At 64.7% G+C, this 26759-nt stretch carries 19 protein-coding genes and 1 pseudogene; 8 read left to right on the top strand and 12 right to left on the bottom strand.

Annotated features, from left to right (window positions below):
- The first annotated feature begins 260 nt into the window (after positions 1–260).
- Positions 261–1205, top strand: coding sequence for a DMT family transporter (locus KHZ24_06810; protein ID MBS5450908.1), 945 nt, complete (start codon positions 261–263; stop codon positions 1203–1205).
- Positions 1206–1361: 156 nt separating this feature from the next.
- Here the strand turns inward: KHZ24_06810 and KHZ24_06805 are convergent, their stop codons facing one another.
- Together KHZ24_06805 and KHZ24_06800 are read right to left on the bottom strand one after the other, a co-directional pair.
- On the bottom strand, positions 1362–2930 hold the full coding sequence (locus tag KHZ24_06805) for an FAD-dependent oxidoreductase (GenBank protein MBS5450907.1): 1569 nt from the start codon (positions 2928–2930) through the stop codon (positions 1362–1364).
- Positions 2931–3036: 106 nt separating this feature from the next.
- The gene (locus KHZ24_06800; protein ID MBS5450906.1) at positions 3037–4302 is read right to left on the bottom strand and encodes a response regulator transcription factor; all 1266 of its coding nucleotides are present in this window, start codon (positions 4300–4302) and stop codon (positions 3037–3039) included.
- A gap of 667 nt (positions 4303–4969) precedes the next feature.
- Between KHZ24_06800 and KHZ24_06795 the strand changes: the two are divergent.
- Positions 4970–6499: pseudogene (locus KHZ24_06795) on the top strand (FAD-binding protein).
- A 2-nt stretch (positions 6500–6501) separates the two neighbouring features.
- Here the strand turns inward: KHZ24_06795 and KHZ24_06790 are convergent.
- From KHZ24_06790 to KHZ24_06780, 3 genes are all read right to left on the bottom strand, one after another.
- Positions 6502–6900 (bottom strand): hypothetical protein, encoded by a 399-nt coding sequence (locus KHZ24_06790; GenBank protein MBS5450905.1) that lies wholly within the window; start codon positions 6898–6900, stop codon positions 6502–6504.
- A gap of 40 nt (positions 6901–6940) precedes the next feature.
- Entirely contained in the window at positions 6941–7291 is a 351-nt protein-coding gene (locus tag KHZ24_06785) for a LysR family transcriptional regulator (protein MBS5450904.1), read from the bottom strand.
- Between the two features lie 198 nt (positions 7292–7489).
- Positions 7490–9202, bottom strand: a complete 1713-nt coding sequence (locus tag KHZ24_06780) for an FAD-binding protein (GenBank protein MBS5450903.1) — start codon at positions 9200–9202, stop codon at positions 7490–7492.
- Between the two features lie 266 nt (positions 9203–9468).
- Here KHZ24_06780 and KHZ24_06775 point away from each other — a divergent pair, with 266 nt between their 5' ends.
- Positions 9469–10389, top strand: a complete 921-nt coding sequence (locus KHZ24_06775) for a LysR family transcriptional regulator (protein MBS5450902.1) — start codon at positions 9469–9471, stop codon at positions 10387–10389.
- 430 nt (positions 10390–10819) lie between these two features.
- Here KHZ24_06775 and KHZ24_06770 read toward each other — a convergent pair whose 3' ends face one another.
- Positions 10820–12508 (bottom strand): FAD-binding protein, encoded by a 1689-nt coding sequence (locus KHZ24_06770; GenBank protein ID MBS5450901.1) that lies wholly within the window; start codon positions 12506–12508, stop codon positions 10820–10822.
- A gap of 733 nt (positions 12509–13241) precedes the next feature.
- Between KHZ24_06770 and KHZ24_06765 the strand changes: the two genes are divergently transcribed.
- The 5 genes from KHZ24_06765 (at position 13242) to KHZ24_06745 (ending at position 19835) form a co-directional block, all read left to right on the top strand.
- Positions 13242–14648 carry a response regulator transcription factor gene (locus KHZ24_06765; protein MBS5450900.1) on the top strand — a complete coding sequence of 469 codons (1407 nt, stop codon included), beginning with the start codon at positions 13242–13244 and terminating at the stop codon, positions 14646–14648.
- Between the two features lie 533 nt (positions 14649–15181).
- Positions 15182–16363, top strand: coding sequence for an ABC transporter substrate-binding protein (locus KHZ24_06760; protein MBS5450899.1), 1182 nt, complete (start codon positions 15182–15184; stop codon positions 16361–16363).
- Positions 16364–16583: 220 nt separating this feature from the next.
- Positions 16584–17579 (top strand): iron ABC transporter permease, encoded by a 996-nt coding sequence (locus KHZ24_06755; GenBank protein MBS5450898.1) that lies wholly within the window; start codon positions 16584–16586, stop codon positions 17577–17579.
- A gap of 34 nt (positions 17580–17613) precedes the next feature.
- A complete protein-coding gene (locus KHZ24_06750; GenBank protein ID MBS5450897.1) occupies positions 17614–18414 on the top strand; it encodes an ABC transporter ATP-binding protein in 801 nt (266 codons plus the stop codon).
- Positions 18415–18953: 539 nt separating this feature from the next.
- The gene (locus tag KHZ24_06745; protein MBS5450896.1) at positions 18954–19835 is read left to right on the top strand and encodes a class I SAM-dependent methyltransferase; all 882 of its coding nucleotides are present in this window, start codon (positions 18954–18956) and stop codon (positions 19833–19835) included.
- Between the two features lie 62 nt (positions 19836–19897).
- Here KHZ24_06745 and KHZ24_06740 read toward each other — a convergent pair whose 3' ends face one another.
- From KHZ24_06740 to KHZ24_06715, 6 genes are all read right to left on the bottom strand, one after another.
- Positions 19898–20893, bottom strand: coding sequence for a diacylglycerol kinase family lipid kinase (locus tag KHZ24_06740; protein MBS5450895.1), 996 nt, complete (start codon positions 20891–20893; stop codon positions 19898–19900).
- 102 nt (positions 20894–20995) lie between these two features.
- Positions 20996–21706 carry a CPBP family intramembrane metalloprotease gene (locus tag KHZ24_06735; GenBank protein ID MBS5450894.1) on the bottom strand — a complete coding sequence of 237 codons (711 nt, stop codon included), beginning with the start codon at positions 21704–21706 and terminating at the stop codon, positions 20996–20998.
- A gap of 606 nt (positions 21707–22312) precedes the next feature.
- Positions 22313–24064: a DUF1700 domain-containing protein gene (locus KHZ24_06730; GenBank protein ID MBS5450893.1), complete on the bottom strand. Its 1752-nt coding sequence runs from the start codon at positions 24062–24064 to the stop codon at positions 22313–22315.
- Positions 24051–24371 (bottom strand): PadR family transcriptional regulator, encoded by a 321-nt coding sequence (locus KHZ24_06725; protein ID MBS5450892.1) that lies wholly within the window; start codon positions 24369–24371, stop codon positions 24051–24053. The genes KHZ24_06730 and KHZ24_06725 overlap by 14 nt, the downstream gene beginning before the upstream one ends.
- Positions 24372–24522: 151 nt before the next feature.
- Positions 24523–25860, bottom strand: coding sequence for a hypothetical protein (locus KHZ24_06720; GenBank protein ID MBS5450891.1), 1338 nt, complete (start codon positions 25858–25860; stop codon positions 24523–24525).
- Positions 25861–26104: 244 nt separating this feature from the next.
- On the bottom strand, positions 26105–26677 hold the full coding sequence (locus tag KHZ24_06715) for an MOSC domain-containing protein (protein ID MBS5450890.1): 573 nt from the start codon (positions 26675–26677) through the stop codon (positions 26105–26107).
- Between the last annotated feature and the right edge of the window lie 82 nt (positions 26678–26759).

The raw sequence follows: 26759 nt of genomic DNA, 5'->3' as shown, positions 1-26759 counted from the left end.
GCGCACCCGGACCCGCTACGAGACGATCGACGGCAGGAGGGCGAGGCTGGGCCTGCCGGTGTAGGATTGGTCCAAGAAATCTGCCGCATCCCCTATCGCCGCATTTGTAGCAGCGCATTTCACGAGGCGCCATTTTGTAGCAGGAGGCTCGGGGGTGGCGCCCTCGCGACTCCCCGGTTTCTTGCGTGTGGGATGGTATGATGCGACGGCTGCCGCACGTCGATGTGCGGCCAATCCCATCCCAAGAAGAGGACGCTGCCGTGACAGGATCTGCCCGCTCGCTCGACACGCTGCCCACCTGGACGTACAAGGTGCTTGTCGTCATCGCCACGATGATCTGGGGCGGCAGCTTTGTCGTCATGAAGGACGTCGTGGGCGTGCTGGAGCCGGCGTGGCTACTCGGCATCCGCTTTACGCTGGCGGGTCTGATCCTGCTTGCCATCCTGCGTCGTCGCGTGGCAACCGAGTTTTGCTTGCGGACGCTGGGGGCGGGTGTGCTGCTCGGCGTCTTCGACTTCTCGGCGTTCCTGACGCAGACGGTGGGGCTGCAGCATACGACGCCGGGCATCAACGCGTTTCTCACGGCGACGTACTGCGTCATCGTGCCGTTCATCTGGTGGATCGTCGCGCGACGCAGGCCGAGCGTCTTCAACGTGGGCGCGGCGTTGTTGGCAGTGGCGGGCATCTGGCTCGTGTCGGTCAGCAGCAGCGGCGAGGGTCTGCACATCGGCTTTGGCGAGCTCATGACGCTCGTGGGTGCGCTGATGTTCGCCGTCCATATCGTGCTCGTTTCGAAGTTCTCCCGCTTTGCCGATGCGCTGGTGCTCACCGTCATCCAGTTTCTCACGGAGGGTCTGTGCGGCTTGGGCATGGGCGCGCTCACCGAGACGGCGCCGACCCTGTCTGTTTTCTCGCCGGCTGTCGTCGCGCAGATGGCGTTTCTCATCCTGTTCGCGTCGATCTTCGCGTTTGGCGCGCAGAACCTGGCGCTGGCTCACGTGCCGCCGACCCAGACCTCGCTGCTGCTGAGCCTCGAGTCGGTCTTTGGCGTGATTTTCTCGGTGCTGCTCTACGGCGAGCAGGTCACGCCGCGACTGCTGCTGGGCTTCGTCCTCATCTTCGCCGCCATTACGGTCAGCGAGACGTTCCCACTCAAGAAGAAGCAGCCTCCCACCAGTGACGCGGGCCTCCCCGCAGGAGATTAGCGATCCCGGGCAAGCGGCCGGCCAACGGAGATTGTCCATTGGCCGGCCAAAGTGTCACGCGCTCCCCTGATGCGAGGCCGCATTGTTTGTCGGCGGGCAGGGCTTACTTCGTCTTGGTCGGTGGACGAGTGCGCGCCGTCCGCCAGGCCTGCCTTCTTATGCCAGGTAGGTGCTCACGGCATCCTGAGCGGCGGTGCGCCCGGAGTAGACGTTATTGGCGTTGCAGCCTCCGGAGACGTTAATCGTGTAGATGTTGCTCCAAAGCATGGCGCCCTCCACGCCGACAACGTACAGCCCGGCGATAGGCTGTCCCTCTTCATCAATCGCGTGGAATGTCCGGTCAGTGTAAATGGACCCCACGCTCGCGTTGATTTCGGTGATGACGTGGATGCCGTAGAATGGGGCTTGTTCGATTGCCTGCAGGGATTCTGGCGCCTTGCCGTAGTTATGGTCGGAACCAATCTCAGCAAAGCCGTTGTACTCTTTGATTGTCGAGCACAGGGTGTCAGCGTCGACGCCCATGGCTTCGGCGAGCTCTTCGATGGTGTCGGCTTTGACGATCTCGCCGGAGGCAAGGCCGTCATCGAGCTGCTTTTGGGCTTCGGCGTCGCCTGCCATGAAGGTCTCGACCATGGCTGCGTCCATGATGACGTGAGTGCTCTTGTTGCGGAAGGATGGCACTGCCATGAGCATGATGTTCGCGGCGGAGCAGTCCTCGTTGATGAATCGCTCACCCTTCTCGTTTACCCACACCGCATACGGGGCGTTGACGCCGATGACAAAGCTCCACTTGCCGTTCTGGTAATAGCCGGGCAGCCCCTTGACGATGTGGGCAGCGAGAAAGGCAGCGTTGGATAGGTAGCTACGAGCACCGGCGGCGATGGCCATTTTGTGCCCCGAGCCGTCATGGCCGGGGAACCCGCCACGCGAGATTTTGTTGTCTGTGAGGCAAAACTCCGCCATCATCTCGTCGTTGTCGGCGAAGCCTCCGGTGGCGAGGATGACGGCTTTTGCATCAATCTGCACGATGCCGTCGGGACCTTCGGCAAGAACGCCGCTCACCTTTCCCGAGGCGTCCTGAACAAGCGATGTGGCGGCTGTCTCATACAGGAATGTGACGCCGAGCTCCTCGGCTTTGAAGGTCATCGGCTCCACGTAGTCGCTCTGACCAGTGCCGCTTGCGAAGCGATGAAACACCTTGAGCGTGCCCATAGCGGCATCAACGTCGCTGAACGTGACGCCGTTTTCGAGCATCCAGTCGATGTTCGCGCCTGAGGCGTGCACCATGTCGACGTACCCGGGGCCGCTGGCGCGCAGCTGAGACGCCTCGAGCTCCGAGCGAATCGTGGCTCCAGGGTCAATCTCAATGCCTTGCTTGCTCTGCATGCTCGAACCGATGCCGAAGCACCCCTCGACGCCCTTGACGTTGCCACCGGATGTCGCCTGGCTTTCGACGCAGATAACGCTGGCGCCGAGCTCGGCGGCTTCGACGCAGGCGGCAAGGCCGGCGGCTCCCGCGCCGATGACGACGATGTCACAGGTCTCAGTGGAGTCGGCGGCCGCCGGAGAGGAAGACTTGGCATCAGAGGCCTCGGAAGCCTCGGAGGCAATGGCGGGTTGAGAGATGGTCAGGGTGGCTGCACCAATGGCTCCTGCTGCCGCTAGGGCCCCTGCGCCCTTGGCGAACGTTCTGCGGCTCATGCGTTCGATGTGGGAACTGGTCATGGCTGTTCTCTCCTTACGAATCACGAAGGTGATGCGGCGCGCTGCCGCGTACGAGTGACAGCATCTCCTTCGCAGCGTCTCAGGGCAGCATGCTGTGCTGGTGAATTTAGCGATGACGTGTCTCACCAAGATTGGATGAGGCTGTTTGAGCTGCAAGAACTAGGAGCTCGTCTTTGCTGTGGACGCCGGTCTTCTGATAGATGTGGGCAACGTGGGAGCGCACGGTGTTAACGGAGAGAGACAGGTCTCGAGCAATGCCTGGAACGCTTTTGCCGCGGAGGAGCTGCTCAAGGAGGTTCTCTTCGCGCGGTGTGAGCTCGTAGCTTCGGGCAACGCGCGCTGCTACGAGTTCCGGAGGCTCGTCGTTGTCGGAGCGCTTTGAGGTGGGGATAAGCGCCTGGCCGGGGCGCAGAGCTTTCGAGGAGAAGAAGCCAACGAGAATTAGGGCATAGGCGACTCCCAGGACGAGAGGGGACGTTGGCGTGCCGGATGGGCTGGCTCCCAGCGCTGCCACGACCATGCCCGCGGCGAGTCCAACGTCAGTCATGACGATGACGGGCGCGAGCGTGCACGCGACAGGAAGTAGGCGCAGATGGGCCGCCTCGCATGCCCTGGCGTATACGATGACGGTGAGCAGCTGCTGAGAAAAGAAAAATAGCAGACCTGTCCATGCCAATCCTACGCTGCTGGTTGAAGCGCATAGGAGCAAGCCGGCAATGGCGACGGGCATGACTATGGCGCCGATGGTTGCCGAGGACCCGAGACGTCGGCGCACGAGCTCGTCGACGGCGGCGACGGCGAGGGTGAGTGCCTCACTTCCACCGAGAAGGGGCAGCCACCAGGATGCGTCAGAGCGGGAAGACCCCACGAGGTTTTGGAACAGGCCAAGCGGCAGAGAGTAGGCGAGACAGAAGAGGGCAAAGCGTACGGAGGAGGCAGTGAGGAAGGGAGGCTGCCTTCTCGCCGGGGGTGTTCCGTTGTGCGGTCCTTGCTCTCTGGCCCATTTGGCCTGGATGCCGGAACGGTCGAAGAATTTGGCCGAATTGGGCGATACGCTGGCTGTGGGGCCCTGGGAGGTGGTGCCCGTGCGGATAAGAAGCGCACCGATGATGGGTAGTAATGCGAGCACCATATTCGGAATGGGCTGGGGAAGCAAAACAAGCGGAATGTCGAGGAGGGTGGCTGCAAGGATTCCGGCGAGCAGGGGCCATTGCCATCCCCGAGGATGGGGAAGGCCTGTGAATAGCTCTGCCCAGCAAACGATGAAGCCTCCCGCACCGATGCCGGTGAGCGCTGCCCCCAATAGGCGCATGATGGTCTGGGCTTCCATCCCCGCTGCGGGAGTGGCAAGGGCGATGTGGCCGGCGAGCATGAGGAGCGGGGCGCCTGCTATAGCAGGTGAAGTACGGGTATGGGGGGCTTTCCTGCGACTAAGCGCGTACAAGGCGCACAGCGTAACGATGTGGGCGACCGCGCTGACAAACCAGACGCTGTCTAATGGATTCGATACATTTGGAGTTTGCTGAGCAATGAGCGTGCAAAATGTCCATGCCCAGTAACAAGCAAAGCTTGCCGTACAGGCGATGCCCGCTGTTTGTTTTCGGCCCGATGAAGTGAGTCTATGCATTATTGGTAACCCCAGGTCTCTCGAACCGTCTTCGTAGAGTCGAATTCAACCAAGTGTAGCGGTTTGGGATTTGTTGATGGTCAAACGACGTAAAAACCAGGGTGTAGAGCCGATGGGATTCTGTTGGTCTGGCAAATTGGAATCGGTATACACGATGTCTCGAGCGGGGCTCGACGCCTCCTCGCGCCTAGATTTAACGATGCCGTTGGGCATGAGGTCGGCCGGAAGTGTGCTTACCCCAGGAGGGGTGGGCGTGGGCGTTGGCCGCTCGTGCCCCGGAGCTTGTCAACTTTTCGGTGCGGGGCGTCAACGAGGGGGTGGCAGGGGCCTCGCTCGCCGGGATGATACGGTTCTCCCTGAAGGTGCTGGCGAAGGGAAACGCCAGCTCACATGATGCAAAGGGGAGATAGCCATGATTGATCACGACCTCTCTGGAGTGCCGGACGCCACCTGTTCTCAGGCTGCCGAGCAGTCGCACGCGGAGCCGACCGCCGGCGTCACGCGCCGTGGCTTCGTCGGCAGAGCGGCGGGCGTCGCGGGGCTGGCCGCCACTGCGCTCACTGGCGCTTCTTCGGCCGTCGCACTGGCTTCGGAGCCCGCAGCTGGTTCCTCCACCTCGGATGTCCCTACCGCTTCCGATGCCCCTGCGTCCTCAGGCGTCGATGCCGTCACGCAGCGTCTGCTTGACCGCGGCATCGCTGGCGCTAACCTGCCGCAGGCTGCGCCCATCGCTCCCGCCGAGCCCCCGGCCGCCTGGGATGACGAGGCCGACGTCGTAATCGTCGGCTTGGGCGGTGGCGGCCTCGTGGCGGCGGCCTACCTTGCCCAGCAGGGCTACAAGGTCATCGCCGTCGAGAAGGACGCCATCACCGGTGGTGCCGGGCGCCATGCGTGCGTGTTTGCCAACTGCTACGGCGGCTCGGCCGATCAGAACGCCATGGAGTTCGCGCTGCCCACCTTCCCGCCCGACCTCAACGCCTTCGTTCGCATGTACGAGGCCGACAACAACTTCTCCATCGACGAGTGGTTCCTGCGCAACATGCTCCAGATGTCCGGCGAGGCCTGCGATTTCATCATGGGCACGGACGGCATGAACATGGTGTGCGACGGCGCGGTGTGGCGCGACGCCGACGTGGCCAACGGCCTGCAGAACCACGTCCTGGGTATGGAGAACCCCACGAACGCCATGGAGGCCGCGGCTCGCGCCGCCGGCGCTGACCTGCGCCTGTTCACGGAGTGCTCGCAGCTTGTGAGCGATAGCTCGCGCGTCGTCGGCGTCGTGGTGATTGACGAGAACGGCGATGCGAAGTACCTGGGCGCCTCCACGGGCGTCATCCTGTGCGCTGGCGGTTTCGGCATGAACAAGGACCTCATCAAGGCCTATCTGCCCAGCGCCTACGAGGGCACCGTGCTGGGCGGTCCCGTCCCCACGCACACCGGCGAGGTCTTCCGCATGGGCCTGGGCCTGGGCGCCGACTTCTGTGGCTACGACTCCTGGTGCAACTGGGAGGGCGCCATCGACGAGATGACGGCCGGCGGCGACGGTAGCTTCTACCACTACTTCTGGCATGGCGAGCGCCAGCTGTTTCATAACCTCTGGCTCATCATCGGCAAGAACGGCAACCGCCAGCCGTTCAACGCTCCGATCCAGGAGCTCTACGCCAACCCCGGCGGTCAGATGGGCGATTTGACGAACACGGCGGCCTGGATGTCGGCGGTCGGCCACAAGGTGTACTCCATCTGCGACTCGACATTCCCGACGACGATTTTCGAGAACGAGGTGCTGGCGCCCACGACGACGGACACCTGCCGCATCCCGATTAGCGACCCCAGCGTCCTCATCGAGAACGGCGGCCTTGTCTCCGCGGACTGGCTGGCTGAGGTCGACGAGGCGGTTGAGCGCGGCGCCGTCAAGAAGGCGGACACCATCGAGGAGCTCGCTGGTCAGCTTGGGCAGGTCGCGACGCGTAGGCGCGCCGGATTGATGGTGGTATGCGGCCCCGGACCTGGATGGCGCAGATGCGCTGCCTGGGTTCGGGGCCGCGGCTGTATGTGGAAGCTCGGCTCGAATCCGGCTACTCTGCAGCGCTCAATGAATCGCGAGGTGAACTGGTCAAGGTCGAGCGGGCTGCGGATGGCTACTCCTTCCAGGTCTGCGATGTGTAGCGGAGCCTTGGCGCACAGTGGGCTCTCGCGGGGGACGATGACGCGTGTCTCGCTGAGCCCCAGCGATAGCGTCGAGAGGCCGGGGCGCGTATAGGACCCCTGCACGACGCCGGCCCCAAGTGCCCCCGCCTCAATGGAGTCCAGAATGGAGGAGTCGGGCATGCTGAACGTCGTCATACGTAGGTTTGGCGAGCGCCGCGCGAACTCTTCGATAAAATTAAATGCTGGGTTGCCCTCGTGAAAGAACAGGTAATCCAGAGGAAACGACTTGTATGCGACGGAGAGGGTTTGGCCGTCGCCCCGTTGGTCGTGTTGCCTGAGTGAGCGCGCGTACAGCTCGATTTCTTCGAATTCGGCGAGGGCTCGCCATGTGGCCGAGCACCGCCGCACCCTCGGGGGTGGGTGCCATGCCACCTTCGCGGTCGAATATCTCGAAGCCGAGTTCCCGTTCAAGTGAGAGCAGTGCTTTGGAGATGGCCTGCCGCGAGATGAAGAGCTCGCGCGCTGTCTGCGAGACGCTGCCCGTGCGCGCGACGTGCGTGACATAGCGCAGCTGGCGAGATCCCATGGCGGCTCCCCTCCAATCTCCGCGGGCAGCGTGGTCTTCTGCGGGTAGCATGGCGCCATCCTGACAGGCGACGCGGCACCCGGGGCCCTGCAAACAGAAAAACGCGCGCGAAACCCAGCGCGGTTCTCCGCTAGATTATCGCACGCGCTCGTGGCGCTCACCTGTTGCCGCGCGGCTTTCGCCGGAGCGGCGCGCCTGTTACTCCTCCACGGCCTGCGCGAGGGCGTTCGTCAGCGCCTCGACGACGCCGTTCGTCGTGAGCGTGGCGCCGGACAGGCCGTCGATGTCGGTGCCCTGAGCCTCCTCGATCTGCGCGGAGTACGTGCCGTCCTCGATGGGCTCGGCGCCGATGCCGCGGGTCTCGGCCTCGTGCGTCAGCTCCTTGACGGAGATGACGCCGTCCTTGACCTCGACTGTGATGTTGATCTTGCCGCCGCGGCCCTGGCCCTCGCCGCTGTACTCGCCGTCCTTGAACGTCTTGCCGGTCAGGTCGACCGGGCCCTCAGCCTCAGCCTCGGCGCTCTCGTCAACCTTGATGACGACGTCCTCGCTCGTGAACGGGTCGGTGGCGACCTCGGCGTTCACGCCCTCCTGCTCCTCGACGAGCTTGCGGGCGGCGATGCGGCCGAATGCCAGCGCGAAGCTCACGTAGCAGCCGCAGCCAGGGTAGTTGCCGGGTACGCCGAAGATGTTCGTGCCGGTGTCATTGCCGGAGCAATACAGGTGGGGCACGACGTTGCCGTCGACGTCGAGCACCTGGGCGTCAGCGTTGATGCGCACGCCGCCGTGGCACTCGGCCATGTTGTGCGCCGGGACGTTCATCGTGCCGGTCTCGTCCATGTCGAGCCACGAGTTGTACACGTCGTTGTACTTGGGCGCGAACGTGTAGACCTGCGCGACCTCGATCGGGTAGTAGTTGCACATGTTGTACAGGTCGGCACCGATGCGCATGGCGGCCTTGATGCCGTCGCCGGTGCAGTCGTGGCACATGTACGTGACGTAGCCCAGCGAGTCCTGGCAGAAGCGCATCTTCATATCGTCGGCCGCGCAGAAGCCGCCCGTCGCGAGCATGACGCCCTTGGAGGCCTTGATGCGGATCTCGCCGTCAGCCGTCTCGGCGATGACGCCGATGACTGCGCCGTCGCTGCCGAGCACGAAGTCCTTGAGGGCCGTGTTGTACTGGACCTCGATGGAGCCCTCCTCGATCTTGCTGTTGATGCACTCGTACATCGGGTCGAACAGCTCGGGGCCGGAGTTGGGGGCGCCGTCGTAGGAATGCGCCCAGTGCGAGCGGGGCACGGCCTCGTCGCGCGTGATGCCGAACTTGTCGTACTCGCAGCCAACGGCGTTGAGGCAGCCCGACGTCACGCCGTTGCCGCTGTCGCCCGTGGCCTCGTTGCCCTGGGCGTTGGAGTTCTCCTCGGCCCACTCGACCTCGAACAGCTCGTGTCCGCAGTACTTCTCGCACAGGTCCATCATCCAGTTGACGTCCTCGCCGGCGATGTCGGCGTAGGCGCGGATGATCTCCTCGGGGCACAGGTTGTAGTGCTGGTTGACGCAGGTGTTGACCCAGTTGAACAGCGCATCGGGCGTGTCGGTGACGCCGAGCTGCTCCTGAACGCGCGTGCCGGCACCCATGATGGCGCCGCCGCAGCGGGCCATGGAGCCACCGGGCAGGGCGGCCTTCTCGATGATGAGCACCTTGGAGCCCAGGTCAGACGCCTCGATGGCGCAGGCGGCACCGGCAGCGCCGTAGCCGCAGACGAGGATCTCGCACTCCTGGTCCCACGCGGGGGCGTCGGATGCGCCCTCGGCGGCCAGCGCGGTGGAGGCGAGGCCGGCCGTGGCCAGCGTGGCGCCGGCGGCGGCAAGGAAGCTGCGGCGGGTGACAGATGCGGTGGTGCGCTGCATGTGAGTCCTCCTCTTGGATGGGCGGGGCGCCCTGTCTTTGGCCCGGGTTGCCGGCCTGTGGGGCGTGCCCCTGCGTGGCAGGTCCTGTGGCCTGCCGATCGCGGCCCATTGTACGAGGCGGCGTCCCTGATCGTTCCTGCAAGGGGTGCCACGGTGCGTGCAAGGATTTCAGGTGGGCGTGCACGTGATAGAATGCGCATTGCAGAATCTGCAACGCCGCAGCTCTGTGCGGGTATGATCGCGACAAAGGGGGTCGCAATCGCCATATGGGTATTGAGCTGTATCGCGAGTTCATCGTGTTCTCTCGCTTCCTCAACGTCACGCGCGCTGCCGAGGAGCTGCACCTCTCGCCCTCGACGCTCAGCCGCCACCTGTCCGCCCTCGAGGCAGAGATGGGGGGCGAGCTGTTCAAGCACGAGGGTGCGGGGCTTACTCTGACGCCCATCGGCTCCGTGGTGCTGCGCGGTTCGTCGACGATCGTGGCCGACTATCAGGCCATGGCCGACCACATCGCGCGGCTGAAGGCCGAGCAGGCGAACTGCGTGCGCGTGGCGTTTGCGCTGGACGACCGCACGATGATCGACGGCGTCTCTCTGGCGAAGGCCCGCCTCAAGCAGGTGTGCGGCAACCTCGGCGTGCAGGTCAAGCGGGCGCGCGGCAAGTCGAGCCGCGAGGCGCTGGCCGACGGCGAAGTCGACGTCATCATCGACTACCACGTTGGCTGCGACTCGGCCGACTCCGACGACGAGCTCGAGGTCGTCCCCCTCATGGAGGACTCCATCGTCTTTGCGCTGCCACGCGGGGCGTTCGAGGAGGGGCGCCCCGTCATGGCGGACGAGATATGCAACCGGTTCATTCCCTGGCCGTCGGCTTCCGTTGACAACTACCTTGACCAGGTGCTCTCGTTTTTCGAAGGCTGTCGGCACGTGCCGTCCGTGCGGTTCATCGATGCGGCGACGATGGACGAGTTCTTTATGCATGCGCTCGATGACGACGAGATGTGGTCGTTCTCGCGTCGGCAGTACGTCAACTACTCGGGCAGCGTGCCACGCAGCTACCAGCAGAGCTGCACGATCCACGAGCTGGCTGACCGCGACACGACGTTTCGCCGCTACGCCGTCTATCGCCGCGACACGCCCAACCGCCTCGTGCCGCTCTTCGTGCAGGAGCTCGCGCGCGTGGAGTAGGGACGGTGCAGGGCTGTGCCTCTTCTCGGCCGGGCGCAAAACGCGGTTGTGCTGGGTCTTGCAAAACGATGCCCCCAAATCGGGCGCGATTTGCGGGCGTGCGAGGTTTGCGGCGATTGCTACGGCCGCAGGGAAGGCTACCGTTTAGGGAAACCGCAGGTAGGCGTGCTGAGGATGACGCGCCGCCCATGCTCCGGGTGCAAAAATGGCCGCGCAAACCTCGCACGAACGCGATTCGCGCCCATTTCCCGTCTTCGATTTTGCAAGACCTTGCACAAGCGAAAGAAATGCCCGCTCGCAGGCTGGTCGCGCGTTGCCGTTTGCGCAGCCCGGCCGCGCCGTGTGCTCCAAGTGACGCAAAAGGGGCCAGGCACCCTCGCGAAGGAGGATGCCCGGCCCCGATGGTGCCTAGAATGCGCCCTGCATGGCCTTACGCCCAGGCCTCCAGGGCGGAGACGTTCTGGCCGCACTTCATGCCGGAGGTGAAGGCCTCGCAGATGTTTCCGCCGCCGCTGTAGTAGTGGTAGAAGATCGAGCCGAACTCGCCGGCCTCGAACAGGCGCGGGATCGGGTTGCCGTTCCAGTCGTTGATCTGGTAGTCGACGCTGCGGTCGCCGCCGCCGTTCGTGTTGAGGTAGCAGATGCCGCACTGGATGGCGTAGAACGGGGCGTCGGACACCGTCATGCCCAGGCCGTCGGCCTCGTCGTTGGTGGGTTCGCGACCGAAGACCGGATCCTCGCCGTTGGCGCCGTTCTCGTTGAACGCGGCCATCTCGTCGAGGAACGCCTGCAGGTCGTCGCCCTCGAAGCCCATCTGCTTGCCCAGGTCCTCGAGCGTGTCGGCCTTCAGGACGAGCCCCTCCTCGATCTCCGGTGCGCAGTCGTCGCTCCACTGGTACGTGCCGCGAACGGCCGCCCAGCCCTCGTTGCGGATCGGGTTAGACCAGGCAAAGATCGTGCCCTTCGTGCGGCGCGTCTCGTCGAATACCATCCACCAAGGATAGTTCGTGACCTCGAGCGTCGGGAGCGCCTGGTTGAAGCAGGGATAGGGGTAACGCTTGTCGTGCGCAGGCCAGCGGCTGTTCTCTGCGATGAAGCGCTTGCCGTGCTTGTTGATGTACACCATGTGGGTGTTGTCGCCACCGTTGTGCGTGGGGATGGCCTGGTGGTACTTGCGCGACAGCTCCAGGTGGCAGGCCGAGCCGTACTCGACGGCCGCCATGTGGCGCAGCTTGGCGCCGATCTCGTTGAGCATGATGATGCCGTCGCCGGTGTTGTACGGGCTTCCGATGTGGAACTGCTCGTGCGTCGGCAGGTAGAAGTCCTTGATCATCTCGTAGTTGTTCTCGAAGCCGCCGCACGCCATGACGACGCCCTTGGCCGCCTTGACGCAGATCTCCTTGTCGCCCTGCTGGACGCGGACGCCGAAGACCTCCTTCGTGGCGGGGTCGAAGATGAGGTGCGTGACCGGCGACTCGAAGTTGACGGTGATGGCGTCGGCGTGCTCCTCGCGGATGACCTTGTCGATGGCGAGCCACATGGCGTTGCCCAGGCCCATGTTCTTGTCGGTGCCGGGGCCGGTGAGCGGGATGGAGATGCTCATCGTGCCGGCGTTGGGGTACTTCGTGCCGTTGAACGTCTTCGTGGCCTTGTCGCCTTCGTAGGTGCTGATCTCGCAGTCGGGGAAGACGTTGTCCTTGAGCCACTGGGGCATGAGCTCCGTCGCGTCGGCCACAGCCTGGCACTCCTCGTCGGAGACGCCGCCGTCGGCAAGGGCCTTCCAGTAGTCGAACGAGCCCTCGCCGGAGACGAGGTTGAAGTAGCCACAGCACACGGCGGAGTTGCCGCCGGCCTCGGCCTCGGGAGCCTTCTCGAAGACCTGCACCTTCGAGCCCTCGAGCGCAGCGGAGATGGCCGAGATCTGGGCGGCGTAGCCGTAGCCCATGACGACGACGTCCGTCTCGATGTCCCAGGCCTCGGGCAGGGCGTTGGGGTCGCCGGCCGCGGGGGCTGCCTCAGAGGCGCGGGCCGGTGCGGTAGCGAGCGTCGCGGCGGCGACGCCGGCTGCGGCGGCTCCAGCGATGAAGCTGCGGCGCGAGGTGCTCAGGTTCGTGTCCATGGGTGTCCTTTCTTGCGTGTGGGGCGCGAGTTGTGGGGTTGCCGCCTGGTGACGGCGTGGCCCTGGATGACACGCGCTCCAGGTTGGAAGTGGGCGTGCCGCGGGCTGTCGGGAGCGTCGTGTTCGTGCGGCGCGGGGTGCGTAGCGCGGGTGTCCCGCGTTGCTCCGTTGCCTTGCTTCCGGCGGCTGCGGCGTGCTGGGCCCTATGATGTCCGGCGAGCCTCGGCGAGGGGAGGCCCGAAAGGTGCTCATCGAAAATAAGTGCCGTGAGCTGGGACGATGAGCGCTAGGCACGAAAGGTGTCCATTGAAGAATGCGCGACGTCGGTAAGGGATGTACCCGGGTTAGTGCTTGATGACGTGTGCTTATGGCGCTGCATGCCGGACTTCGCGATGTCCGTCGGCTCTCCAATGCGGCCTTCGCTGGCACGCCGCTGCGGGTATGCGGGCTTCGCTTCGCACGAGATGGGCGTTGCGGTGCGCGTGGTGCTGGGGCCGGATGGCTCTCTGCGCGCGGAGGTGTCATCTGGCGCGTGCCGCAGCTGCCATTGCATGCGCTTGTGACGCCCCGCTCGTGAGGGATGCCGTCATGGCGCGCCTCGCAGAGATCGGGTCCCCCGCGCTAAAATGAGGCGCGTCGAACTAACACGATGGCGCTGCGGCGCAACGGCGCTTGCTGGATGCGAAGACGCTCCTTGCCGCCGTTCCGCGCGATTGCTCGAGAGGGGATCTCTGTGCTGCGAGACGCTATGCGAGAGCCGGGGATCTTCGCCCTACCCCTGCGCCGGCTCTGGCCCTTCTTCAGCTTGTGGACCATGCACGTGTGGATCTACTGGTTCAACACGTCGCCCCTGCGCCAACAGGCCAAGGCGTGTCCCTGGTGGCTCGGCATCTACGGCGTTATGACCGTCGTGTTGCTTGCGTGCGCCGTGGTGTGGCGAACCCGCGCTGGCGAGTCTTCCGTCGGGCGGCTTGACGTTCCGATGACGGTGCTCATGTGTGCCGACTCAGTGTCGTCGGGCGCGGCGGGAATGCTGGGCGTCGCCTCGCCGGCCTGGTCGAGCGTCAACGTCGTGGTCGCAGGCGCGTGCATGGCGTGGGGCTATCTGCGATGGTCCGCCGTTTTTGCTGACTTGGGCATCCGCGACGCCGTGGGCTGTCTGTTTGGGTCGTACTTGCTGGGCTCTTCGCTCAAGGTCGTCTTTGATGTGGCGCCGGCACCTGTGGGGATCGTGCTGGCACTGGCACTTCCGCTCGTGTCATTCGCCTCGCTGCGAGTTATCTCGACCGTTGGCTGGGTGCGGCCCGAGGAGCGGCGCGGCGAGCTGATCTACCGGCGGGGAAGCTACGGCTCGCTTGCGCGCACGGCGACGTGTGTGCTCGTGTTTTGTCTGGTCTGGCAGGTGGCGCCTGTCGTGATCGAGGGATCGTCTGTCCTGTGGGCGAGTCGCTTACTTGGCCACGCCATCGAGATCGGCTTTGCGGTCGCTGCGCTCGCCTGGGTGTTTGGTGCCAATCGGGCGTTGGGCTTCCCGCAGCTGTGGCGCTTCGTGTTTATCGCGCTCGCTTCGGTCATTGCGTCTGACTGCCTGGGGCTGAGTCCGCTCGTTACGAACCTCTTCTCGATGCTGACGTCGAGCCTTATTGTCATGCTGCTGTGGCTGCTGCTCTGCGACGTCGCCCACCACTGCGACCGTCACCCCTACGTGGTGTTTGGCTTGGGGTGGAGCCTCTATGTGGGCGGGCGCTACGGCGGTTCTGTTCTGGCGCATGCGCTGGGCATCGACGCCATGACGCCGGTGCTGGGCGTCGCGCTGCTGTGGGTTGTGGGCGTGACGTTGGCATTGTGCCTGGAGACGAGCGACTCCGACGTGCAACGTATCTTCGGCGACCTGCGCCGCAAGGTGGCACCCGAGGAGTTTGCCTCCCTCGACGAGCGGTGCGACCAACTCGCTCGCGAGTATGCGCTGACGGAGCGCGAGCTCGACGTGCTCAAGATGCTGGCCAAGGGACGTAGCAAGGGTTTCATCGCCGAGGAGCTTTACATCAGCGAGAACACGGTGCGCGGCCATGCTCGGCGCCTCTACGCGAAGCTCGACGTCCACACGCGCGACGAGCTGCAGAGCCTGCTGGGACTGTAGGCTGAGGCTTGCTGCGCGGCTTGCTCGAGCTGCGGGCGCTACGTGCTCCCGGCTGCAGGCGGCGGATTTCCGGTTTGGTCGCGATTCTGGCCAAAGGAGCGCGTCGTGTATGGGTGCTCTCCGTTGCGCGACGGCCCGCACGGCGAAACCGCAGGTCGCAGGCGCCCTCCTTCGCGCTCTGGGCTCCTCTCGACCGACTCACCCATGCACGACGGCGTGTTTGGGCCAGAGAATCGCTCGTTCTTTACGGCTGCGGCCACAAAGGGCGGTTTTGCATGCGCGCACAGGGCGCACGGGGCCATCGCGCAGGGCGCCGGAGGGTCGGTTTGACGTGAACTGACTGCTTGTGGGCGGCGCGCAGTCTCGTCGCACGTCGTCGTCACTCCTGAGAATCGATGGCACGCTCTTATTATGGAAGGTCGATAGTCATCGTGTGTCAAAAGCGATATCATCCGAGCTAACAGGGACAGGCTTTGGTGCGCTCGATGTCGTAGCTCGCCTGTCGGAACATCCGAAGAAGGGAGTGCTGTCTCATGAGTAACGCCAACTCTCAGAAGGGCGCGCGCCAGGCCTTTAGCCGTCGCTCGTTTGTCCGTGGTGGCCTGGTCGCCACCGGCGCGCTTGCCTCGCTCGCCATCGCCGGCCCGGCTCTTGCCGAGTCCGCTTCCAAGGACGCCAGCTTCGCCGCTGCCGACGCTTCCTCCGCGTTCGTCCCGCCGGCTGCCGAAAGCGGCTCGTGGACGTTCAAGGACCAGGGCGACAACGAGGTCACGGTCGAGATCCCGGTCAAGCGCGTCGTCTGCATGCAGCACCACTCGCTCGATATGCTGTGCCAGCTGGGCCAGCAGGATAAGGTCGTCGGCACGGAGGCCAAGTGGAAGAGCGATCTGGGCGAGTACATGCTCGATGTCTTCCCCGGCATCGAGGATGTCCCCACGCCCGGCGACCTGACGGACTGGAACGTCGAGGAGCTCGCCGAGCTCAAGCCCGACGTTGTCATCGCTGCGTCTCAGGCCAACGAGGACGCCATGAAGCAGATCCGCGACCTGGGCATCCCCGTCGTCATGGTCTCGCTGCGCGGCGAGGGCAAGCAGGCCGAGGCCCAGAGCCCCCGCCTGGCCGACGCCGACGCCGCCTACACCGAGGGCTGCGAGTGGGCCATCAAGACGCTTGGCGCGCTCACGGGTTCGCTCGACAAGGCCAACGAGATCTGGGACTTCTGCGTTGCCAGCCGCCAGACCGTCGACGAGGCTGTCGGCGACGTGCCCGACGAGGAGCGCGTGCGCGCCTTCGTCCCCATGCGCGACGACAAGACGTACGGCAACGACAAGTACGTTGGCTGCCAGCTGCTGCGTGCCGGCGCCGTCAACGTGGCCGCTGCCGACATCCAGGGCAACGGCACGTACACTGTCGAGCAGCTCGCCGTCTGGGATCCTGACGTCATCATCATCCAGGATCGCTACATGGACCTGTACGAGTCGTTCACGACTGATGCCAAGTATGCCGAGCTGCGCGCCGTCAAGGACGGCAACGTGCTGCTCGCCCCGTACTGGACGAAGCCGTGGGGCAACCCCGACACCGACTCGATGGCCCTGGGCGAGCTGTGGCTGGCGCACCAGTTCTATCCCGAGGCGGTCTCCGAGGACGAGGTTCTCACCCGAGCTAAGGACTTCTACCAGGACTTCTACGGCGTCGAGTTCACCGGCGAGATCTAATATTGCGAGTGAGGCCTTTCCTCTGATTCGATAGGTTCGTGTGGGGCGGGTCGACGTTCGGTGCAATTGCGCCGGCCGATCCGCCCCTTTTGTACGCAGTTCTTTGGGCGCTCGTGCGCGAGGCCAACTGTGAGAGGGAGCGTGACGTCCGATGAAGAGCTCGACACCCGCGCCGGTCCCGGTTGCGGTGCCGCCCGGTATCTCCGGGGCTCGTCGCCACATGAATCCCCTGGTCATCGCCGTGCTCGTGGCTATTCCCGTTCTAGCGATCGTTATCTCGCTGACGATCGGCGCCTACGCCATCTCGCCGGTCGAGGTCGTCGCTATTCTCTGGACGCGCCTTACCGGGCAGGACTACGCCGGCGACGCGGTTGCCGCGAGCATGGTGTGGCAGGTGCGCCTGCCGCGCATCCTTGCGGCGTCACTCGTGGGCGGCGGCCTGTCGGTGGCAGGTGCCGTGTTCCAGGGCGTGTTTCGCAACCCGCTGGCCTCGCCGTACACGCTGGGCATCTCCAACGGTGCGGGCTTTGGCGCGGCGCTGGGCATCATCCTGGGCGCGGGCATGGTGTTCACGCAGCTCTCGGCCATCGGCTTTGGCCTCGTCACCGTGGCGCTGACGTTTCTCGTCGCCTCGCGCAGCAAGCGCTCCAGTGTGACGCTCGTGCTGGCGGGCATGCTCATAAGCTCGCTGTTCGCCTCGCTTGTCTCGCTGCTGAAGTTCGTGGCCGACCCCACCGAGAAGCTCCCGCAGATCGTCTACTGGCTCATGGGGTCATTCTCGGCGGTGAGCTACGACAAGCTGCTGATGATCCTGCCGCTCTACGTTGTGGCGCTGCTCGTGCTGCTGGCGTTTCGATGGCGGCTCAACGTGCTGGCCATCGGCGACACCGAGGCACGCTCGTTTGGCGTTGATGTGCAGCGCGACCGGCGCGTCGTCATCGTGGCGGCGTCGGTCATCGCGGCGCTTGCCGTGAGCGTGTCGGGCATCATCGGATGGGTCGGCATCGTCGTGCCACATCTGGCGCGCATGATCACTGGGCCGGATTTTCGCCGCCTGCTGCCTGCGTCGTTTGCGCTGGGCGTCGCGTATCTGCTCGTCATCGACGACGTGTGCCGTGCACTCACGAGCATGGAGATCCCGATTGGCGTTGTGACCGGCATCATCGGCGTGCCGGTGTTCCTGTACTTCATCTATCGCCGGAAGGTGAACTGGTGATGAGCGGCGCGACGACGAGGGAGGGCGGGGCTCGATGAAACTCACGGCTACTGATCTGCGCTTCGGGTACAACGCCGAGCATCTCGTGCTCGATGGCGTGACGCTGAGCTACGAATCGCCCGGTGTGCTGTGCATCCTGGGGACAAACGGAACCGGAAAGTCCACACTGCTGCGCAACCTCATCGGCGACCTGCACCCGCTTGGCGGCTCCGTCGAGCTGGATGGGCGGCCCGTGGGATCGTATCGACCGGTTGAGCTGGCGCGCCACTTCGCCTACCTGCCGCAGACGCACGCGCCGTCGTTTTCCTACGCCGTTATCGACGTCGTGACGATGGGGCGTACCTCGCGCATCGGTTATCTGGCGAGTCCGGGTGAGTCCGACGTCGCCTTTGCTCACGAGCAGCTGGCCTATCTGGGCATCGAGTATTTGGCTGACCGCCCCTACACCGAGATTTCCGGCGGCGAGCGCCAGCTGGTCATGATCGCGTCGGCGCTGGCGCAGGAGCCCGAGGCGCTGCTGCTCGACGAGCCGACGGCGCATCTGGACTTCGGTAATCAGTATCGCTTCATCGAACTCGTCGAGCGCCTGCGTGATCGTGGCATTGGCGTGCTCATGACGACGCACTATCCCGACCACGCGCTGTTGCTCGACTGTCCGACGGCCGTGCTGGCCGGTGGACGTGTGCAGGAGGTTGGCCCGGCTCGAGAGGTTGTGACCGACGAGGTCATGAGCCGCGTGTATGGCATCGAGGTGACGGTTGCGCGCGTGGGGGATCGCCTGACGTGCATCCCGGGGCCGATTTGCGGGCGCGCCTCTGGCGGCGCGGGGGCGTAGGGTGCTGGCTGGGGTTGCGAACGGCCTGTGGACGGTTGACTGGCTGCCGCGCGGAGGCCGGCGGTGCGGGCGGTTGGTGGCGATATACGCGGTCGGCGGCGCGCCTGCACGGCCGTTTGGGGCCAGAGCAGGAGCTGGCAGGGGTGTGCTGGTCAAAAAGGGGTAGCTTTGCGAGTCTTTGGGACGCGGGCTGTTCGGTGGCATGGGGATGCGTCTCGCGCGACCTGCGGTTTCTTGCGTGCGCTGTGGCGGCTGCGGGCTTGCGATCCCCGAAGCGGGAGGTTGGGACTCGCAAAGCTATGCTGTTTTGGCCAGCGAGCCCACGCTTTCTCCTGCTCTGGTTCGCCTGGGAGGGACGTGCGAATGAGGCTGCAGTCTTTGCTGGGAATTGCCGTCCCATGCATGGCATGTGGCATTTGGTGGAGAGGCTTGCTGTGCTTTGCCGGACCAAGGTCGTCGTTCTCTGGGGCGGGGTGCCTGGCTGGTCTCGGGGACGCGGTGTCCGGTGGTTAGTTGCCGAAAAGAGAGGGCTGGTGGCGATGGAGAGCGTCGAGCGTACTGAGGTGTCGCACGAGTACTGGTCGGGCCGAGCGGAGGAATACTCCGAGCTACACGAGCGCGAGCTTGCTTCTGACCGAGGCAGCGCGTTTGCCGAGGTGGTGCGTCGGCTCGTCGTGGGTGCTCGGGAGCGTCTGTGCGAGGGGGCGACATCGGGAGCGGCCGGTTCCGCCGATGGGGGCACGGTGGACGAGACCGCTCCCATTGTGCAGGCGCTCGATCTGGGCTGCGGCTCGGGGCTGCTCTCCATCCTGATGGCGCGTGCTGGTGCCCGGGTTACAGGTGTCGACTTCTCTGCCGAGATGATTGCCCAAGCTTCGGCAAACGCGGCACGCCATGGCGTCGGGGAGCGGGTGAGCTTTCGCCAGGCTGATGCTCACGAGCTGCCGTTTGACAGTGAGGCGTTCGATCTCGTAATGACGCGCAACGTGACGTGGGTGCTTGACGACGTCGAGCGCGTATACGCCGAGGCGCTGCGCGTGCTGCGGCCGGGAGGGGCGTTCGTCAACATCGACGCCGCGTATGGGCAGGCATTTGCGGCGGCGGAGGCGCGAGGGGAGACCCCGACGCACCCGACGCAGACGCTCGAGCAGCTGCGCACGCGCAACGCCATTACCGCAGGTCTCCCTATTTCCCGGGTGGAGCGTCCCGCATGGGACATCCAGGCGCTCCGTCGGGCAGGTGCTCGGACGGTGAGCTGCAACGAGCACTTTGACGAGACGCTCGAGAGCATCCGGCGGGGCGTTGCCGTTGCGGGTGGGCCCGCGCTCGGCCGCGAGCCCGTTCGAGACGATGGCGCTGCATATGCGCGTGCTAGCGTCTCAACGCGTGCGGGGCTTTTCATGCTTGTTGCTACCAAGTAGATGGGACGGGTCTAGCAGGCCGCGTGCTTTGGGCCGTTCGGAAATCGTGAGCGCGTGGGTTTCTAGCGTGCGCAGACCACGTCAAGGACTGCGGGAATTGATGCGATATCGAAGTGCGTGGCGTCGAGCTTCTCACCGTCTACCTGGCAGGGCACGGTGCGCTCAAAGTCTATGACCAGCCGCCTGACCTTGGCGAAGCGCACTGCGCTGGACCGCACGTGCAGCCCAAAGCGTGCAAGTGAGAACAGCGCGAGCGTGTGGGGGACGGACGGGATGCTCACCGATCGGCATATGTCGAGCAGGCCGTCGATGGGCGACGCGTCCGGGCAGATGCGAAATCCCCCGCCGTATGTAGGGCCTACCTGCACGGCGAAGACGACCTCCTCGCCGCTGATCTGCTCGATGTGCCGCTCGTTGGCATCACCGCTTTTGCTCGCGACTTCGAGCTCTGCGCGATAGGCATACGGTTCGCGGTTGTGGGCGAAGATGTCGTATCCCGTCGCGGCGAACAGGCGCGTACCATGCGCTCCGTTCTTTGCGCGACGCTCCATCGTTGCTAGGGCGATGGCGGCGTCGAGCCCAAACGAGAGCGTCTGCATGAAATAGACGTCGTCGAGGCCCGGGCAGCGGACGCGACCCACGTCGAGGCGCTGCCGTATGCCTTGTGCGATGGCACGCAGGGCGCTTTCCGGGCGGTTGCGCGGCATTCCAATCGTGCGAGCAAAGTCGTTGCCCGAGCCAAGTGGCACGACGGCTAGACAGGGTCGCCGGGCTTCGGGGATGCGCAGCAAGCCGTTCACCACCTCGTGGATGATGCCGCCGCCGCCCAGGGCTACCACGGTGTCGAACGAGGTGCCTTCCTGGGCCGCGATGTCGGTTGCGTGGCCGGGACGCTCCGTCAGGCGGACGTCGAGCTCGCTCGGGAGCTGAATGCCCCGGGTGTGGGCGTCTCCTCCACGCAGCATGCGCTCGAGGTCCTGAGCCCCCTGGGCGCCGCGGCCGCTTTGGGCTGCCGGGTTGGCGATGAGGAGTGTGCGATTCCAGGTGAACGTCGCCATGGGCCCTCTTCCGGTTGGCGATGCGGGGCCGATGGCCCGTGTCTCTGCGAGGGAGAAGGTACCACTCTCTTTGCCCGATGGTGACGTCGCGGCTCCATTTTGTTAGCTGTGTGCGATTGACCTGCACTGGTGTCGATAGATGAGGGCCAGAACGACGAGGGCGGCCAGCACGACGAGGAGCGTGACGAGGCTGCCTTCGAGGCCCATGCTGGCGGCGAACAGGGGACCGCCGTCCAGTGTCGCGTTCAGGACGTGCGGATAGTCATCGGCCAGCGTCACGAGGCCCAGGCCGATGCCACCCAGGATGTTCCAGACGGCATGGACGAGGACAGGGGCAAGCAGGCCGCCGGTCACAAGGCGTAGCACCGCAAGGAGGGCGCCGAACGCTGCGATGCAGGCTACGGCCATGGGGCCGGACGCGAACGCGCCGGGATGGAGCAAGGTGAACAGGATGGTCGTGACGACGGTGGCGGCAGCAGGACCGCGGCCACGAAGCAGGACGTCGAAGCCCCACCCGTGCACGAGATACTCCTGGAATGCGGCGTTGAGCGCCAGTGCGAGCGTCCACATGGGCAGCGAGTCGTCCCACATTGACACGCCAGAGACGTCCAGGTTCCCAAGGGCCCACAGGGTACCGGCGCATGAGGCGAACAGGCCGAGACCCAGGCCCATGCCGATGGCGGTGTCGACGCCCTCGCGATGAGGGCGCACAAGTGCCGGGATCCTGGCGTAGCGCCTGAACACCAAGCCACAGGCTGCTGTGGGGATGAGTACGGTGAGAAGCGGCATGACCTCATAGATGAGGCGCGCCACAGCTGGAGTGGCGTGCGTTGCAGAGACGAGGGCAGCTGTGGGGGATCCGGAAAGGCCGAGGAGGGCGACCCACGCCGCAAAGAATAGAAGGAACAACAGGGTGTTTTGCGCGACGGAGTGCGCGTGATACCGGGAGTCTACATGTGCGGTTGCCGTGCAGTCCGGATCGGGGATGGCTGTGCGAAGGGGGTCCTGGTTACCGAAACCTACGGCAGGTGCCGTGGGGGCGCTGACTGCTGTCATCGTGGGACGCAGCGGAGCCATAGCGCGACGGGGTTGCATACCGGCCGGGACGCTTGATGCGCTTGCGAGGGGAACGTGAAATGTGGTGCGCATGACAATCGCCTCTTTGTGTTGAATGAGGTGCTGCGGTGGGCTGCGATATGGGTTGTAGCTGGCTGCGGGTGTGCTGTAATTGCTGTACGCTGGTCTGTGATAGGAGCGCTGACTGCCGGGGCTCCGGAAGTTCTCCGCCGCGTTTTGAGCCGTTTCGCGCGGCAGGCGGGATCGGGGCCCTGCGTGAGGCGGTTTGATGCCGAGCATGTTGGGGCCTGCGAAGCGTGGCCGGGGCGTCGAACTTACCCTTACGCCCCGGCCACTACGTCTTTACTGGCGATCGGCGGAGCTGCTCGCGTTGTCCTTGCTGCTGGCCGCCTGCCCGTCAGCGTTGGCGCTCTTGCCCGCCGCTATGCTGCGGGCCGTCGTGTCGTCGAAATCGCCGGTGCTGTCGCCGGTGCGTTCGGGCGCGTACTCAAGGCCATCCTCGGCATCGGCGCTGGGATAGGAGATGCGGGTGTCGGGGTCGATAACAAGGCCGCCGGTCGCATCGACGTTGCGAAGCAGGGCACGCGGGCCGCCCACTTTGATCTCGCCGCTTGCCGAGACGCTGTCTAGGTAGACGCCGCCCCAGCTGACGTGCTCCATCCCCGTAGCCTCGAGGCTCATGGAAGCCGCGCTGAAGTAGGCGAGGCTGACGCTGCCGGCGCGCAGGTCCAGGGTCCCGTCGATCGTGACGGGGGAGCTGTACCGGTTGCCGAGATAGTGCGTGCTGTCCCGGGATATGACGGTCGAGCTGTCGTCGCACGTGACCGTGCCCTTCCAGTTGCGAGGGATCAGCACGTGAACTGAGCCGTCGTAAGCCATCGAGGCAAACGGGTTCTGGATCGTAAAACCGCCGGCAACTTGCTGGCTTTCGAGGCGCATGGTGTCGCCGTCGACGATGGGCTGCGTCAGCGTGTACGGCTCATTGCGCTGGAAGATGGCGCCCCACATCTGCGCCGCGCCGCGTACGTGAATCCTGTTGTCGGGTGAGACGCCGATGGAGACATGGTTGTAGTCGGCGCTTCCGCCTCCGCCGATACTGAAGCCGATGGGATAGCTTCCGGTAGTCTTATAAGCTTGGCTGGACAGGTCGATTGTCGTGATGTCGGTGGCGTCGAGCGTGAGCTCGCGCACGGGGCCGTTCAGGCCAGCCTCCCGTACAAGGGCCTCCATGCTTCCAGTGGAGACGACAGCGCCGAGCACCATGCCGCCGCCTATAAGGGAGAGCAGCGTCGCCACAATTGCGAACTTGCCCCACAGCGGGAACTTCGCACGCCCCTGAGTGGCAGCGGCGGGCGCTGCTACGGGCATGGGCGGTACGGGCATGGATGGATATTGCTTCGTTTCTGCCTCGCGCTGGGCGCGCCTGCGGGCCGCGGCGCGGCGCATGGGACGCACACACCAGATGACGAGGTAGACGAGCAGCTTGCCAAACGCGTAGGTGAGAAGAGCGAGCAGCACGGTCAGACCCAGGGCCCCAACGATGAGGCCGGCGGTGCCGACACCTACAGCGGCGGTCGCGGGAGGCGCTGCGAACAGCGAGATCACGAAGATGACGGCGATGGCCGCGCTGCCCAGCGAAGCCATGGCCAATGCGGCGGCACCGAACCACAGCGCGACGTATACGCCAATGAGCGTCGCGATGAGGCCGATGGCAACCGGAATGAGGATGATGGCGGCCAGTACTTCGAGAAAGCCGAGCAGTGATCGACCGAGGCCGCGCAGGAACGAGCGCTTCTGCCGGGGAGCCTCAGCGGTGGCGGGGCGAGCGGGTCCAGTGGAGGCCGAGGAGAGGCCGTCGGTCGCCGCCCGTGTGGCGCTCGCTTGGGCGCGAGCTGCCTCTGCGCGCAGGGCGAGGATGTTGGCCGCTATGTCCTCGGGGCTTTCGAGCGAGGCGACAGCCGCCTCCTCTGCCATTCCGTCGTCCATGCGGTCGTCGATCTGCTCCTCGTAGAACTCGACCATGCTCGAGCGCTCGCTGGCGTCCAAGCCCGCAAGGCACCGCTCCAGGCGCTCGAGGAACTCACGCTTGGTCATCGCAGGCCTCCTTTACGTAATCGTGGATGCGTACCATCTCGTCCCAGCTCTCAACGAACTCCCGGATACGTTGCCGTCCCGCTTCTGTTATGCGGTAGTACTTACGCAGGCGACCGTTGTGCTCGACTGAGTATGTCTTGAGTGCGTCGGCTCCCTCGAGTCGTTTGAGGATGGGATACAGGGTCGATTCCGATATCTCTATGCATGTCGAGACGTCTTTGACGATCTGGTAGCCATACGAATCCTGCTTGCTGATTGCTGCGAGCACACAGGCGTCTAGCACGCCCTTCTTAAGCTGCGCGTCCACACGTTCCTCCCTCCAGTCCTCGTGCGCCCTTGGCGCAGGGCTCTTGCAACGTCTGATACTATGTATCACATAGTATGTAATGCATAGTATGCCGGTGCCAGCGCCCCGTCAAGCGGGAAGGACATATTCGGTTCTGCCTGCCGCGGTGCTCCTACGCGGCACGCCTCTCCTTGGGGAGACTGGGAAGTTCAGGTCGATTACTCTGGGCGTATGGCCGGCCTGGCATGCGGAGCAGGCTGAGCGTGCATATCGTGCGGCAGGGGTCGACGTCTTCCTCTATGTCGAGGCGAAGTTCCGGCCACCATGCGCACGTAGCCTGGAGGGAGGTGATGCCGCCTCCCTGCTCCCTGCCGATGCCCACGAGCTCAAGCATGCTCTTGAGTGCAGGATTGCGCGGCATTATGAGCCCACCTTGGTCGATAGCCTCCTCGCTAAAGGGGAGCCGCCCCGCGCTCTCGACGCTGATGCTATCTTGCCCGACCTGAACGCTCACGCCGCCTCGCGCTCGGTAGTCGGCGTGTGCCAGCGCGTTCGCAATGAGTTCCTGGCTGGCCTGCGCTGCAGCGCATGTGAGGTCGCTGGGGATGGCGTTTTGATGGCGCGCCGGGCGGAGAGGGACGACGGTTTCGCTGACGTTCCCTTCTCTGATGCGGGGCGTTTCCAAGCAAGAGTGGATGTGCCGCCAGAAGTCGAAGACGTTGCCTGTGCACGTGTCGTCGTTTTCGGCAAACTTGCAGGCAAATGGTCCGGTTGGCGCGCCTGCTTCGGTGCAGCTCAGCGCAAAGAAAGGCAGCTCTTGTACGATGGCCTCTTGTCGTCCGAACAGGAGCAGCCCCGCCTGGGATGGGTGCAAGCGCCTGGTGCTGGCACTGCGCCCGATAGCGCCCAGTTGCAGGAGCAACGCTTCTGGCGTGTCGAGCTCAAGCCAGGGGTGCTGGGGATGCAAGCGCCCGAGCTGTGCTCGGTAAGCGTCTATGGTGTCGAGCTCAAGGGCGGACAGAGGAACGGCGGGCAGGGGCACGGCGTCGGCTTCGGGGCGAGATGCCCGCTCCATCTCTGCGATCTCCTCGGCGGAGCAGGGCTGTGTTTCCCCGTTAACGCGCCGGTATGTTGAGCCGAGTACGTGATTCCCTATGTGAATGGGGCGAACCTCTGGCCGGGCGCGCGGCACACGAAGGCTCACGACACACTCTCCGCCGAGCTTCTCGAGTCGTACGTCGCCATTGACGAGGATGTTTGCGCTTACCCGTGCGGGGTCGCTCACCAGGCTCCAGAGCTCACGGATTGTGCCCAAGGGGTCTTCGAGGCCAACGGGCAGCAGCGTGCCGTCTGCCTCGAGGCGCGCTCCAATAAGGATGACGCCTCCACGTGTGTTCGCGAATGCGACATATGTCTTGAGCAGGGATGATGATGGAAGCGCTGCGTGTGTGGGTATGGCTTCGAGCGTGCCGCGGGCGAAGTGGGATGCGTACTGTCTGGGCAGGGACATACTGGCCTCCGTCTCCAGGGGGGCGCCGTCGGCGCTTCCCTATCAAGAAGCGTACATCTGTTCGGTACCCAGTATACGCCCCGATGAGCCGGAGCAGTACGAGGCAGAGCAAAATAACGAACATTTGTTCTAGAAGGGAGGCATGAGAAAGGCCGCACCCCTTCGGCGGCTCCGATGGGACGCGGCCCTATGGATGAGCGACTCTCGACCTGCGCCTGCCTGCTAGGCCAGCTCGCAGGCGGCTCTACACGGCGGCGCGCTCCTTCATGCGCTGGACGTGTGCCTCATCGCGGCGCTTTGCCTCCCTCTCGGCGGCGATGGCCTCGGGATATGCCTCGGCGATGTCCACGGCGATGGCGGCCTCCTCCATCATGGATGGCACGAACTCGATAGAGATGCGGTCGCCGGGCCGCACGACGCCGCCGTGCAGGACGCGGGCGAATACGCCCTCGCGCGGCATGATGCAGTCGCCCATGATTCGGTAGATTTCGCAGCGGGAATGACAGTGCTTGCCCACCTGCGTCTGTTCGAGCACGACGCCGTCTGTGCCCACAGCGAAGCGCGTCCCTACGGGCAGCCGCTTGAAGTCGAAGCCCTCGACGACGATGTTTTCTCCGAACGAGCCGTCGTGGACCGGGGCTCCCTGCGCCTTGAACGCCTCGACGCTCTCCGATGACAGCAGGCTCACCTGTCGATGCCAGGCGCCAGCATGCGCGTCGCTCTCGACGCCCCATCCCTCTCGCAGTGTGATCTCATCGACGGGCGTCTTCTGCGTTCCCTTGTGTTCGCTGACACACACGGCTTTGACAGTGGCCATCTCGTTCCCCCGCTCCTCGCTCCCAACGGTGTCTCACAGCGAGCTTAGAATATCATCCCTATGGGATTTATAGGAGATAGAT

Source organism: Coriobacteriia bacterium, from assembly GCA_018368455.1.
Lineage (GTDB): Bacteria > Actinomycetota > Coriobacteriia > Coriobacteriales > UMGS124 > JAGZEG01.
This window is presented reverse-complemented; position numbering and strand designations above follow the sequence as displayed.

What these genes read in the sequence shown, in the direction of transcription:
- KHZ24_06715 (MBS5450890.1), bottom strand. Translation starts at nt 26,677, where the DNA reads ATGGCCACTGTCAAAGCCGTGTGTGTCAGCGAACACAAGGGAACGCAG.
- KHZ24_06730 (MBS5450893.1), bottom strand. Translation starts at nt 24,064, where the DNA reads ATGACCAAGCGTGAGTTCCTCGAGCGCCTGGAGCGGTGCCTTGCGGGC.
- KHZ24_06750 (MBS5450897.1), top strand. Translation starts at nt 17,614, where the DNA reads ATGAAACTCACGGCTACTGATCTGCGCTTCGGGTACAACGCCGAGCAT.
- KHZ24_06740 (MBS5450895.1), bottom strand. Translation starts at nt 20,893, where the DNA reads ATGGCGACGTTCACCTGGAATCGCACACTCCTCATCGCCAACCCGGCA.
- KHZ24_06775 (MBS5450902.1), top strand. Translation starts at nt 9,469, where the DNA reads ATGGGTATTGAGCTGTATCGCGAGTTCATCGTGTTCTCTCGCTTCCTC.
- KHZ24_06770 (MBS5450901.1), bottom strand. Translation starts at nt 12,508, where the DNA reads ATGGACACGAACCTGAGCACCTCGCGCCGCAGCTTCATCGCTGGAGCC.
- KHZ24_06805 (MBS5450907.1), bottom strand. Translation starts at nt 2,930, where the DNA reads ATGACCAGTTCCCACATCGAACGCATGAGCCGCAGAACGTTCGCCAAG.
- KHZ24_06780 (MBS5450903.1), bottom strand. Translation starts at nt 9,202, where the DNA reads ATGCAGCGCACCACCGCATCTGTCACCCGCCGCAGCTTCCTTGCCGCC.
- KHZ24_06800 (MBS5450906.1), bottom strand. Translation starts at nt 4,302, where the DNA reads ATGCTCGCCGGCCACATCGCCCTTGCCACTCCCGCAGCGGGGATGGAA.
- KHZ24_06755 (MBS5450898.1), top strand. Translation starts at nt 16,584, where the DNA reads ATGAATCCCCTGGTCATCGCCGTGCTCGTGGCTATTCCCGTTCTAGCG.
- KHZ24_06760 (MBS5450899.1), top strand. Translation starts at nt 15,182, where the DNA reads ATGAGTAACGCCAACTCTCAGAAGGGCGCGCGCCAGGCCTTTAGCCGT.
- KHZ24_06785 (MBS5450904.1), bottom strand. Translation starts at nt 7,291, where the DNA reads ATGGGATCTCGCCAGCTGCGCTATGTCACGCACGTCGCGCGCACGGGC.
- KHZ24_06745 (MBS5450896.1), top strand. Translation starts at nt 18,954, where the DNA reads ATGGAGAGCGTCGAGCGTACTGAGGTGTCGCACGAGTACTGGTCGGGC.
- KHZ24_06790 (MBS5450905.1), bottom strand. Translation starts at nt 6,900, where the DNA reads ATGACGACGTTCAGCATGCCCGACTCCTCCATTCTGGACTCCATTGAG.
- KHZ24_06720 (MBS5450891.1), bottom strand. Translation starts at nt 25,860, where the DNA reads ATGTCCCTGCCCAGACAGTACGCATCCCACTTCGCCCGCGGCACGCTC.